We start from the raw sequence: 10686 nt of genomic DNA, 5'->3' as shown, positions 1-10686 counted from the left end.
GTGTATAAGAGACAGCCCCTCGACACCCCTGGACTCCGCATGGTGACACCACGGAACGGCGAGCGGAACGGTGCGTGGCGGATCCATCACGTCGAGTCGGCGCCGCGTCAGCGCGGCCTCATCCGGTGGATCAAGAGCACCCCGAGAACGATCATCAGGCAGATGGCCGCGATGACGATGGCGGTCTCCATGACACTCACACTCCTCCGGGAGCGCGGCCGCAGAACGGCCGTGCCGAGGGCGGAGCCTCGGTAGGCCCAGGGTACTGCGGGGCACCGGCGGAGGTACCGCGCAAGCCGTCCTCACGGACAGCCGCCGTCCTCACGGACAGCCGCCGTCCTCAACGAACAGCCGCCGTCCTCAACGAACAGCTGTCCTCAACGGACGACGTCGAAGACGTTCAACTGGATGCCATTCGCGTACGCCGCGTGCTCCACGAGCTTCAGCTTCTGGGCGTCCTTGTCCGTGCCGCTGAACAGCCGCTTGCCGGCGCCGAGCAGCAGCGGGAAGACGAGCAGGTGGTAGCGGTCGATCAGACCGGCGTCGGACAGATTCCGGTTCAGGGTGGCACTGCCGTGCATGATGATCGGGCCGCCCTCGGTCTCCTTCAGCGCGGCGACGTCGTCGAGGCAGCGCAGGATGGTGGTCTCGCCCCAGCCGTCGACCAGGTCGTCTTCGGAGAGGGTGCTGGAGACGACGTACTTAGGAAGCGGCTTGTAGTCGGCGAACTCCGCCATGCCGGGCCAGACCGGGCTGAACGCCTCGTAGCTGGCCCGGCCGAACAGCATCGCCGCGGCTTCCTTCTGCTCCCGCCCCTTGATCTCGTAGGCCTCCGGGACGAACTCGATGTCCTTGAAGGTCCACCCGGAGTTCCGGTACCCGGGCTCGCCACCCGGGGCCTCCACGACACCGTCGAGCGAGACGAAGGCAGTGCTGATCAACGTACGCATCTCAAGATCTCCTGGGTAGCTGTTGTGTGGTTACGGGTCTTTGGACTCCGCTCCACACGAAAACTCATCGGTGATCACTACGATGCTCTGCCCGCCCCGGGCCGACAAGTGCCGATCGGGCTACGACCGTTGCCTCACCGGCGCCGAAGCGGGCACCGACGGCGATCAGCCGGCGACGGCGGCGAGATCACCGGGCTCGTAGGCACCGCCCTGGTTGTTGAGGATCACGCCGAGCCGGTTGGTCGCGTTGATCATGGCGACCAGGGAGACCAGCGCGATGGCCTGGACGTCGTCGTAGTGCTTGCGCACATGGGCCCAGGTCTCGTCGGAGACGCCCTGGTAGCCGTCGATGATGCGGGTGCCCTCCTCGGTGAGGGCCAGCGCGGCCCGCTCGGCCTCGGTGAACACGGTGGAGTGGCGCCAGGTGGCGACCAGGTTCAGCCGGGCCGCGCTCTCGCCGGCGGCCGCGGCGTCCTTGCCGTGGATGTCGGCGCAGAAGCCGCAGCCGTTGATCTGGCTGGCACGCAACTGCACCAGTTCCTGGGTGGACTTGGGCAGCGGCGACTCCTGGATCACCTGGCTGACGGCGTAGATCCGCTTGCCGATCTTGGCACCGGTTTCGTTCGCGAACAGGTTCATACGGGGTTCCATCGCGACGTCCTCGCTTGTGGAATCGTGAGCCGCGCAGATCGTCCGCGCAGCGTCGGGATGCCCATAAGTCGCCGCCCGCCCCACTCCTGTGACAGCACGAAGAGGTGACGCAGGTCACCGGACTCCGGTGTCACAAGAGAGCGATAGGCGGCGCCTTGTGTGCGAACAGAAAGAGAGACGCGAGGGGCAGGAGCCGGCGATGGAAGAACGCGAAGAACGCGAAGAACGCGAAGAATGCACCGAAAGCACGTCCGACGTAACCGACTCGGCCACTGGGGCGTTCATCGCCCACCGCAACCTGCTGTTCACCGTCGCGTACGAGATGCTCGGCTCCGCCGCCGACGCAGAGGACGTCCTTCAGGAGACCTGGCTGCGCTGGGCGGACGTCGACCACGACACGGTGCGGGACCCGCGCGCCTTCCTGGTCCGCATCACCACACGCCAGGCGCTGACCCGGCTGCGCACGTTGCGTCGGCGCAAGGAGTCCTACGTAGGCCCCTGGCTGCCCGAACCCCTGCTCACAGCGCCCGATGTCGCCGAGGACATCGAGCTGGCCGAGAGCGTCTCCATGGCGATGCTGCTGGTCCTGGAGACGCTCGCGCCGACGGAGCGTGCCGTATTCGTGCTGCGCGACGTCTTCGCTCTCGAGTACGAAGAGATCGCGCAGGCAGTGGACAAAACCCCCGCCGCGGTCCGCCAGATCGCCCACCGCGCACGGGCGCACGTCGCGGCACGCCGACCGCGAGAGGCGGTTTCCCCGGCCCAGACGCGCAGCGCGCTCGCGGCCTTCCAACAGGCGGTCCAGACAGGCGACTTGAGTCACCTGCTGGACATGATCGCTCCGGACGTGGTGCTGCTGACGGATGGCGGCGGAGTCGTACGGGCAGCACTGGAGCCCATCGTGGGCGCGGAGGCGGTAGCCGCCGTACTGAGCAGGCTCACGTCCACGACCATGCGGCCGGCCCAGATCAACGGCCACCCGGCCTTGATCCTGCGCACGGGCGACGACATCGACACAGTCCTGGCGGTACGCGTAGAGGCCGGCCTCATCACCGGCCTCTACGCGGTCCGCAACCCCGAGAAACTGTCACGCATGGACAGAGAGACAGCGGTGGGCCGCTGAGCTCCGAGCCGTTCCTCAACCCTGCTCAGGCTGTTGAAGGTTGAGCCGAAGGGGTATTCCCGCTGGCCGGCGGCAATACGACGGGTCGGCAGTAGGGTTGGGGGCTGTGATCGATGGAACGCATTTCACTGCTCCGAGCGGATCTCGCCGAGAGCGGCGGAGACGACCATCGCGTCGAGCATCAGCATGAAGATCGCGACACAGACCATGAAGAGCACAAGCGCGGGTCGGCGTAGCGCGGCGTCGACGGGCGTCGAACCGCGCGCAGTTGTTGCAGTCGAGGACATGAGAACTCCCTGGAATCAGGCGTGGAGATCAGCTGCGGAGGAAGCGCCCATGCATGGGGGATGCCGCACTGATCACGCTGGACCTCCAACAGGCCCGACAGGAACGGCGTTTGAGGACGGCCGATGTCGCGCAGCGGACAACCTCAGCCCGTCCTGGTGGGGCGATTGCGCGTAGCGGACACGCACGTTTACGTACCGGTCGAGCGACCTTCGACTCCGCCCACGCCGCGGAACCCGCCGGCAGCCCACACCGTCCGTTCGCGAAGAGGTCTACCGGAAGCAGATCCGGCCCGTGACCCAGAGTGGAGCCCTCGCCATGGACGGCATCTTCGGCACGCCATCGCATCCGCGGCGGTAGTCACGCGGTCGGACACCCCGGGAAGGGAGCGCACGGAGGGATGGCACCTCGCCTACTCCCGTAGCCCCTTCGGGGCTCCAACCTGGAACCAGTGGATGCATCGCTCGCGCACGGTCCAAGGGCTACGCCGTGAAGAAGTCGGCGAGCGCACGGCCGATCTGGTCAGGGGCGTTCTCCGTGGGGATGTGATCCGCATCGGGGATACGGATGAGCGCGGTGTTCGGGATCTCCGAGGTGAATCGCTCGGCGTACTCCACCGTCTCATGGAGGTCGTCCTCGCCCCAGATGAGCAACTTGGGTGTGGTGGACCGCCGCAGCGCGGGGATGAGGTCAAGGGTGTAGCTGTTGTCGGCCGCGCCCGCCAGGGCCGTCCAGGAGCGGCGAACCCGCGCATCGGTCCACGGGTCCACGTAGTCCGCGATCAGCGACTCGGTGGCGACACCGGCCAGCACTCTCGTCACGGCCTGCCGGCGGTTGGCGAGGACGTCCTCGGCGGTGTCCCCGCCCCGGAACCGGCCCACGTGGGGCGCGGGCCAGGAGTCGTAGAGCACCGAGTTGACCAAGGCGAATCGGGAGATGTCCAGCCGGTCGTGGGCGAGGAGGTGCTGGGCGATGGCGCCGCCGATGTCGTGAGCCGCCACGGCGATCGGTCCGGAGAGCTTCAGCGCGGACGCGAACCGTGTCACCCAGTCCGCGAGGGCCGGGACCGTGGCCGTTTCCAGGGTGAGCTCGCCGCCCGAGCGTCCAAGGCCGGGGAGGTCGACCGCGAAGGGTCGCAACCCTGCGTCGGCGAGGTGGTCGAGTACCGGGAGCCAGACCCGGCTCCAATACGTTCCGTGGAGCAGCAGCACGGGTCGGCCGTCCTGCCGTCCGGCGGTCAGGTAGCTGGCCATTTCGCCGTCGACCTGGACCGCGCTCCTGACCACTGTCGTTCCGGTGGTTTCACTCATGGGACCCACTGTGGCCGGAGTCGATCTCTCTGCCGAGAGTCCCGAAAGACACCTAGGAGTACATTCTTGCCATGCGTCCTCACCGGGTGGTGGCCCTGCTCAATCCGCCGCAGTCGCCTTTCGAGCTCGGCTGCGCTGCCGAGGTCTTCGGCACCGTTCCGCAGGACGTACCGGCCCGCTACAGCTTCCGGATCTGTGCCGAGCGCCCCGGGCCGCTGCGGACCACCATCGGTTACCCGATGCTCGTCGACGCGGGGCTGTCCGCTCTGGAGGAGGCGGACACCGTGGTCATCCCCGGCTGGCAGCCGCCCAGCGCGCCGGTGCCGCCGACCGTCATCGCGGCGCTGAGGGCTGCCCACAGGCGCGGTGCCAGGATCGTCGCCATCTGCACGGGGGCATTCGTCCTCGCCCAGGCCGGACTGCTCGACGGCCGCCGCGCCAGCACCCACTGGCGCCACGCACCGCACCTCGCCGCCGCTTTCCCTCAGATCGAGGTGGACCCTGACGTGCTCTACGTGGACCACGGCGACGTGGCCACCAGCGCCGGAACCGGCGCGGGCATCGACCTCTGCCTTCACCTGGTGCGTTCCGACCATGGCGCCGCCTACGCCGCACAGATCGCCCGAAACATGGTCCTGCCCCCACACCGAGAGGGCAGCCAACTCCAGTACGCCGCACAGCCCGCCCCGGCGAGGACGGACGAGTCACTGGCGCCACTCCTTGAATGGGCCACGTCCCACCTCGACTGCCCGTTGACCCTGGACCGGCTCGCCGAACGCGCCGGTCTTTCCACCCGGACCCTCGCCCGGCGCTTCGCCGAACAGCTCGGCGTCAGCCCGGGGCAGTGGCTGTTGCGCCAACGTCTCGACGCGGCATGCGTATTGCTGGAGCAGACCGACCTGCCGGTCGAAGCCATCGCCACCCGCGTCGGACTCACCTCGGCAGTCAACCTGCGCCGCCGCTTCCGGGCGCATCTGGGCACCACACCCGGCGCATACCGGCGCACCTTCAGCCAGACTCGGGCGGCTGCCTGACGGACGGCACCTCAGCGCAGGGCGTCGAGTGCAGCGATGACGCCGGCCGGTTCGGCGCGCTTGGTGTAGTCGGTGTCGGTGAACTCCCAGCGGACGGTGCCGCTCTGGTCGATGACGTACGTCGCGGGGATCGGAAGGGTACGCGGGTGACCGCCGTTGACCCGGTGGAGGTCGAACCCGAGCTTGTCGTAGACGGCGGCGAGGTCGTCGGGCAGGTCGAAGGCGAGGCCGTACGCCTTGGCGGTGTCGGAGCCGACGTCGCTGAGGACGGTGAAGTCCAGGGCGTGCTTCTCGGTCAGGGACAGTGACTCGTCGGGGATCTGCGGGGATACGGCGACGAGTTGGGCACCGCGGTCGGTGATGCCGGTGTGGTGCTGCTGCAGCGAGCGCAGCGCGAGATTGCAGTACGGGCACCAGGCGCCGCGGTAGAAGGTGAGCACGACCGGGCCCTGGGTGAGGAGCCGGTCGAGGCCGACGGCCTCGCCGGTCGCGGAGGGCAGCGTGAAGCGCGGGGCCTGCGCACCGGCGGTGAGGGCGTGGTCAATCTGACCGGAGGCGGCGAGTTCGGCGCCGGCCCGCTGCATGATCTCGCGGACCTCGGCGGGGATCTGCTGCTGGCGGGCTTCGTAGAAGGCGCGCAGTTCTGCGTTGAGGGTCATGAGGGCGGTGTCCTTCCTGTGCGGGGGCAGGCGGAAGGGCCCGCCCCAAAACTTGGAACGCTCATTTCAAGATAGCGGCCTGGGCGGTATCTTGAAACTACTGTTCTAAGTTGGTGGTGAGGTGAGGCATGGCGGACATCAAGCACTTCGATCCGGACGCGACCCTGGAGACGGTGGTCCGCCTGTTCTGGAAGCAGGGCGTGGCGGCTACCGGAGTGCAGGACATCGTGAACGCCACGGGGCTCAACCGCTCCAGCCTCTACTCCACGTATGGCAGCAAGCAGCAGCTCTACCTCGCCGCGCTGAATCGCTATGTGGCGGCTCGCTCGCAGCCCGTCTTCCGGCAGCTCGCCGAGGACGGGCGCGGGCTGCCCGCGGTCGCGGACTTCTTCCGCGGCCTGATCAGCGCACGTACGTCGGGAGAGCACGCGCGCTGGGGCTGCCTGGTGTCCAACGCGCACGCGGGCGCGGAGAGCGACGACCTGGAGGTGCGGGCCGTCCTCGACCGGCACCACAAGGGGCTGTGCGACGCGCTACGCGCCGCGCTCGAAACGGCAAGAAGGGATGGGCAGTTGGCGTCTTCAGTCGATTCGACATCGGCGGCTGATCTGCTCGCGCTGCTCGCGTACGGGGTGAACGTGCGGTCGCGAGCGGGCGGCGACGCACGCTTCCTGAGCCGCACCGTCGATGCGGCTCTCGACTCGCTCCGGGCCCCGGGCTGAGAGTGGAGGACGGTCTGCGCTACCTCGGGCACTGACCGCCCAAGCGGCTACTGATCCCAGCCGTTCAGGGAGACCTCCGGGCCTCCGTCGAGGTAGCGGTGGAGAGCACTGGCGGTGGTGTCCACGAACTCTTCTGGGATGGCGTCGGCGTCGACCCAGCGGACCTGAGCGTGCTTGCGCGGCTCGCGGTTCTCGGGCTCGCCGGTCCATTCATGGGCGACAAAGACGACGGTAAGGAAGCCGTTGGGTGCTTCAACTCCCCATGCTCCGTGGATGATGTGGGCGACCTTGAGGGACTCGGCCTTCACCGTGAGGCCGGTCTCCTCGTACAGCTCGCGCACCGCGGTTTCGGTGATCGGCTCGCCGGGCTCGCTCTTGCCGACGGGCAGGTCCCACATGCCCTGGGCGAACTTCGCGTTCTCGCTGCGCTGCAGGAGCACGACGCGGTTGGTGGCTTGGTGCCATCCGAACACGGCGGAGCCGTCGGCTTCATCGGTTCAGGGGTAGCGCACCCGTTCGGAATTTCATGGACGCAGCGCGGTCGGGATCCCCCGTACGGTCCCAAAGCCAGGCGGTGCCGAGGCGCGGCTGCCGCTCTGAATGGTGGGAACACGCAGGGATTGCCGAATTGAAACGTGGTGAGCGGGGAGCGAAAGTAGTGCCGCACCTTTTTTGTGCGCCTGGCGCTCGGGAAGGGGTGGTGCTGCCTTTATGCGCCTGCTGTGCCGCCTTGTCGGGACTCATGCGTGGGGTGGATTCTGGTGGACGAGCCAGGACGGGGGCTTGCCGGTGAGTGATCGTCGCGCTCTGGCTACCTCGCGTGTTCAACCACTGGAACTTGGATTGGAGTTGTCCGATGACATCCCTCAGCACCCTCGTCAAAGTAACCGGGACCACCGACATCGCTCCCACAGCCATGATCTGCGCCGGGGAAATTATCGTGAACGACTGCAGTGTATGTGCGTCGGAATGCGAGAAGTTGGGTTGCCGGGAGCTCCTCTGCGAGTTTCCAATCTGCACCTGCTTGGATTGATGGCTGGGTGCCAGTCAGGCGGGTGGGGATTCCTGCGCCGTGTCTGTTGGTGCAGTCGATAGGGGGAGTTCACGACTCCCAGGTCCGGGCGGCAGCGCGGCTGTTATCGGTGCATCGGGTTACACGGGGATTGCCGCGTGGTGGGGAATCTTCAGCGGTCGGACCGATTCCGCCCTGGGCTGTGGCCGGGTTTGGTGTGCGGGCGTTGGCGACTAGCGCTCGCTCCGGCGTGTGGGGCTTGGGGAGGGGTGGTTCCGCTTCTTCGCGCCTGCCGTGGCGCCTTGTAGCGCCTGATGGGTGGGGCGGATTGTGATGAGTGGGCCGGTACGGGGGTCTGCTGGCGGTTGCGTGCCGCTTGCTGGCCGGTTCGGGTGTTCAACCACTGGAACTGGGATTGGAGTTGTCTGATGACATCCCTCAGCACCCTCGTCAAGGTAACCGAGACCACCGACATGGCTCCTACGGAATGCGCGGACGTCTTGGTGGCCGACTGCAGTAAGTGTAAGTCGGAGTGTGAGATGCAGAACTGCCGGGAGCTGACCTGTGTCGCGAATCTCTGCGTCTGCGCCGAGCTTTCTTGACGGCTGGGTGCCGGTCACGCGGTCGAACCTCTGGCCGCCTCAGGCGGTCAACCACCAGAACCGAGATTGGAGTTGTCCGATGACATCCCTCAGCACCCTCGTCAAGGTAACCGAGACCGACGGCATCGCGCCTACAGCCTACACCTGTGGGGTGGTCACCGTGGTCGACTGCAGTGAGTGTGAGTCGGAATGCCAGGTACGGAATTGCCAAATGTTCGAGTGCGCCTTTACAGCCTGCAGCTGCGTCGACCCCGCCTGACGGCTGGGTGCTGGTCGCGCGGTCGGGATGCCTGCGCAGGCAGGGTCTGTTGGCGCTGCCAGTAGGGGGAGGCTGTATGTGTGCGGTCGCGGTCGGTTCGCGGTCCGGTTTCCAGGAGTCCGAATGTGGTCGTGAGGATGGGGTGCTGCGGCGGGGTGCGTTGAGCGCCCGGCCCGTCTTCTATATCACCGGTTCATCGGCTTCCTCTGCCGACAGCATCGGCGGGCGGGGTGCGGATGAACCGGTGCTGTGCTCTGCGGGCCGCGCGGTGGATGTGGCGGGTCCGGGTGCGCGGGTGTGGTCTGCGGTGGTGGCGGCAGGGTTGCTGGGTGGCGCCCTGCCGGTGCCGTTGACCCCCTTTGAGGGGGTGCTTCAGCTGGCGTGTGGTTCCGGTGTCCGGGTTGAGTCGGGGCGGGTGCGTCTTGAGCTGGAGGCGCTGGATGTTGCGGCGTTGGTGGCGTGGTCGTGGGAGGTGACGGGCCGGGGCGTGGATCCGGTGGTGCGGGTGCGGCGGGCGTTGGCGTACGCGTTGGCCGATGCTGCGCGGGCCGCGGGTGAGTGCGGGCAGGTGCTGGTGGTGGGTGATGGCGGCGGGCTGGGTGCGGCCGCGCTGGCCGCTGTCGCGTCGGATGTGGCCCGGTTGCATGTGCACGCGGATGTGCCGGTGTTGGAGCGCCGGGCCCGGCGGGTAACGGCGGCCGGTGGGCAGGGTGTGCGGGTGGTGGACGCCTCGGCGGCGTGGCGTGAGGCGTGTGCGGGTGGTCGGCCGCCGTGGCCGGCGGCGTGTGATCCGTGGTCTGCCGCTACACCTGTGTTGGCCGGTACCGGGTTGGACGGAGCGCGGCTGGTCAGCGGGGCGGGCCTGGCGGCGATGTTCACCGCGCCCCCGCCGGCTGCGGGGTGGCTGCGGGGTGGGTGGCGGCTGTTGAGTTCGGCGGCGCCGCCCGCGGGTCTGGAAGGTGAGCCGTGGTGGCGGCCATGGCGTCGGCACCAGGTGAGGAGGTCCGGCCGTGCGGGGCCGCCGGCCGAGGTGCACTCGGAGGCGGGTGCCGGGCCGGGGCACCACCTGTTGCCGGTTGCGGGTCCGGCCGGGCGGACGCCGGGCGAGTGGCTGGCTGCGGAGGTGCGCCGGATCGCAGCTCCGGTCACCTCGGGCCACGCCGCCAGCCATCTGATCCCCCAGGCCGGCGGTGAGAGGGGTGAGAGGGTGCCCGGCAGCGAATGTGTCCGGGTGGTGGTGGACCTTCTGGAGCAGGCGGCATCCCGAGCGTTTTTCGGCGGGCCGGAGCCGGAAGCCGCTCCGGTGCTGATCGCAGCCCACCCGGTCGTGCTGGGAACCGCGTTGAGCCTGGCCGCCGACGGCCTGCTCGGTGCCGTCTACCGGGACGGCCGCCGGGTCAGCGCACCCCTGCTGCGGGCCCTGTTGCCCGACGGCTGGCGGGAGGCGGACGTGACGCCCGCCGAGCGGGAGAAGCTGCTGTCGGCGGCGTTCGTGACGACCATGCTGGGCAGCGAACGGCAGCGGGCGAAGCTGCTGTCCCGGGTGCGGGACAGCCCCTGGGTGGCCACCGGCCCTCTTGCGGACACGCTCGCTGATCCCGATCTGGTGCTGGCCCACGCTGCGGGGTTGCACCGGCTGTACGTGGCTGCGGCGCGCCATCCCGAAGCCCTCGCCGCCCCCGCCGCCCTCGACCCACGACAGGCCGCGGCGGCAGAACGGGCCCCGGCGGAAGGGATTCGGCCATGACCGACGCGATAGAGCCCGGTTGGGAGCTGGCCGAAGGCATCACCTTGCACCCGATGCCGTTCGGCGGCGGCTTCGTCCTGGACCGTGCCCGTCTGGAAGCCGAACAGGTCGGAATCGATCTGGCCGGCCTGCTCACCGGTGACGCCCCCTACTGGCTTGGCTCGCTCGTCCCGCTGCCCGCGGGGTTGGCGGCCGAGCTCCGCCGCGGTAGCGCAGAGGGCTGGCTGATCCGGCCGCAGGCACCTGTCGGGGAGGCCCCATGACCGCGTTCACCTTCCCTGGGATGTCTGCTGCGCTGTCCACCGAAGGGTGGTCGGCGGGTGGGGTGGCGT

The 10686-nt window shown here is 68.5% G+C and carries 12 protein-coding genes and 1 pseudogene; 7 read left to right on the top strand and 6 right to left on the bottom strand.

Annotated elements, in window-relative coordinates:
• Positions 1-255 (top strand): hypothetical protein (locus E2651_RS44815; RefSeq protein ID WP_209446325.1); only part of this gene is annotated, 255 nt, incomplete at its 5' end.
• 122 nt (positions 256-377) lie between these two features.
• Here E2651_RS44815 and E2651_RS35375 read toward each other — a convergent pair.
• Both E2651_RS35375 and E2651_RS35370 read right to left on the bottom strand, forming a co-directional pair.
• Positions 378-950 (bottom strand): dihydrofolate reductase family protein, encoded by a 573-nt coding sequence (locus E2651_RS35375; protein ID WP_135335354.1) that lies wholly within the window; start codon positions 948-950, stop codon positions 378-380.
• Positions 951-1115: 165 nt separating this feature from the next.
• Complete coding sequence (locus tag E2651_RS35370; RefSeq protein WP_135335353.1) at positions 1116-1601, bottom strand: carboxymuconolactone decarboxylase family protein; 486 nt, start codon at positions 1599-1601, stop codon at positions 1116-1118.
• Positions 1602-1800: 199 nt separating this feature from the next.
• Here E2651_RS35370 and E2651_RS35365 point away from each other — a divergent pair, with 199 nt between their 5' ends.
• Positions 1801-2724, top strand: a complete 924-nt coding sequence (locus E2651_RS35365; protein ID WP_135335352.1) for an RNA polymerase sigma-70 factor — start codon at positions 1801-1803, stop codon at positions 2722-2724.
• A gap of 125 nt (positions 2725-2849) precedes the next feature.
• Here E2651_RS35365 and E2651_RS44340 read toward each other — a convergent pair whose 3' ends face one another.
• Entirely contained in the window at positions 2850-3011 is a 162-nt protein-coding gene (locus E2651_RS44340; protein ID WP_167828993.1) for a hypothetical protein, read from the bottom strand.
• A gap of 253 nt (positions 3012-3264) precedes the next feature.
• Here E2651_RS44340 and E2651_RS45675 point away from each other — a divergent pair.
• Positions 3265-3369, top strand: a pseudogene (locus E2651_RS45675) (site-specific integrase); the annotation flags it as partial.
• A gap of 122 nt (positions 3370-3491) precedes the next feature.
• Here E2651_RS45675 and E2651_RS35355 read toward each other — a convergent pair.
• Complete coding sequence (locus E2651_RS35355) at positions 3492-4319, bottom strand: alpha/beta hydrolase (protein WP_209446324.1); 828 nt, start codon at positions 4317-4319, stop codon at positions 3492-3494.
• Between the two features lie 71 nt (positions 4320-4390).
• Between E2651_RS35355 and E2651_RS35350 the strand changes: the two genes are divergently transcribed.
• Entirely contained in the window at positions 4391-5353 is a 963-nt protein-coding gene (locus tag E2651_RS35350) for a helix-turn-helix domain-containing protein (RefSeq protein ID WP_135335351.1), read from the top strand.
• Between the two features lie 11 nt (positions 5354-5364).
• Here the strand turns inward: E2651_RS35350 and E2651_RS35345 are convergent, their stop codons facing one another.
• A complete protein-coding gene (locus tag E2651_RS35345) occupies positions 5365-6012 on the bottom strand; it encodes a peroxiredoxin-like family protein (protein ID WP_135335350.1) in 648 nt (215 codons plus the stop codon).
• A 128-nt stretch (positions 6013-6140) separates the two neighbouring features.
• Here E2651_RS35345 and E2651_RS35340 point away from each other — a divergent pair, with 128 nt between their 5' ends.
• The gene (locus E2651_RS35340; RefSeq protein WP_135335349.1) at positions 6141-6734 is read left to right on the top strand and encodes a TetR/AcrR family transcriptional regulator; all 594 of its coding nucleotides are present in this window, start codon (positions 6141-6143) and stop codon (positions 6732-6734) included.
• A gap of 47 nt (positions 6735-6781) precedes the next feature.
• Here E2651_RS35340 and E2651_RS35335 read toward each other — a convergent pair whose 3' ends face one another.
• A complete protein-coding gene (locus E2651_RS35335; protein WP_135335348.1) occupies positions 6782-7207 on the bottom strand; it encodes an NUDIX domain-containing protein in 426 nt (141 codons plus the stop codon).
• 1476 nt (positions 7208-8683) lie between these two features.
• Here E2651_RS35335 and E2651_RS35330 point away from each other — a divergent pair.
• Positions 8684-10354, top strand: coding sequence for a hypothetical protein (locus tag E2651_RS35330; RefSeq protein WP_135335347.1), 1671 nt, complete (start codon positions 8684-8686; stop codon positions 10352-10354).
• A complete protein-coding gene (locus E2651_RS35325; protein WP_135335346.1) occupies positions 10351-10617 on the top strand; it encodes a hypothetical protein in 267 nt (88 codons plus the stop codon). The genes E2651_RS35330 and E2651_RS35325 overlap by 4 nt, the downstream gene beginning before the upstream one ends.
• The last annotated feature ends 69 nt before the right edge of the window (positions 10618-10686 follow it).

Origin of the sequence: Streptomyces sp. MZ04, from assembly GCF_004684775.1 — a bacterium.
In the GTDB taxonomy this organism is placed as follows: domain Bacteria; phylum Actinomycetota; class Actinomycetes; order Streptomycetales; family Streptomycetaceae; genus Streptomyces.
This window is presented reverse-complemented; position numbering and strand designations above follow the sequence as displayed.

Bases quoted from the DNA above. Each gene is read 5' to 3' on its own strand.
- E2651_RS35375 (WP_135335354.1), bottom strand. From the start codon at position 950: ATGCGTACGTTGATCAGCACTGCCTTCGTCTCGCTCGACGGTGTCGTG.
- E2651_RS35370 (WP_135335353.1), bottom strand. From the start codon at position 1,601: ATGGAACCCCGTATGAACCTGTTCGCGAACGAAACCGGTGCCAAGATC.
- E2651_RS35365 (WP_135335352.1), top strand. From the start codon at position 1,801: ATGGAAGAACGCGAAGAACGCGAAGAACGCGAAGAATGCACCGAAAGC.
- E2651_RS44340 (WP_167828993.1), bottom strand. From the start codon at position 3,011: ATGTCCTCGACTGCAACAACTGCGCGCGGTTCGACGCCCGTCGACGCC.
- E2651_RS35355 (WP_209446324.1), bottom strand. From the start codon at position 4,319: ATGAGTGAAACCACCGGAACGACAGTGGTCAGGAGCGCGGTCCAGGTC.
- E2651_RS35350 (WP_135335351.1), top strand. From the start codon at position 4,391: ATGCGTCCTCACCGGGTGGTGGCCCTGCTCAATCCGCCGCAGTCGCCT.
- E2651_RS35345 (WP_135335350.1), bottom strand. From the start codon at position 6,012: ATGACCCTCAACGCAGAACTGCGCGCCTTCTACGAAGCCCGCCAGCAG.
- E2651_RS35340 (WP_135335349.1), top strand. From the start codon at position 6,141: ATGGCGGACATCAAGCACTTCGATCCGGACGCGACCCTGGAGACGGTG.
- E2651_RS35330 (WP_135335347.1), top strand. From the start codon at position 8,684: ATGTGTGCGGTCGCGGTCGGTTCGCGGTCCGGTTTCCAGGAGTCCGAA.
- E2651_RS35325 (WP_135335346.1), top strand. From the start codon at position 10,351: ATGACCGACGCGATAGAGCCCGGTTGGGAGCTGGCCGAAGGCATCACC.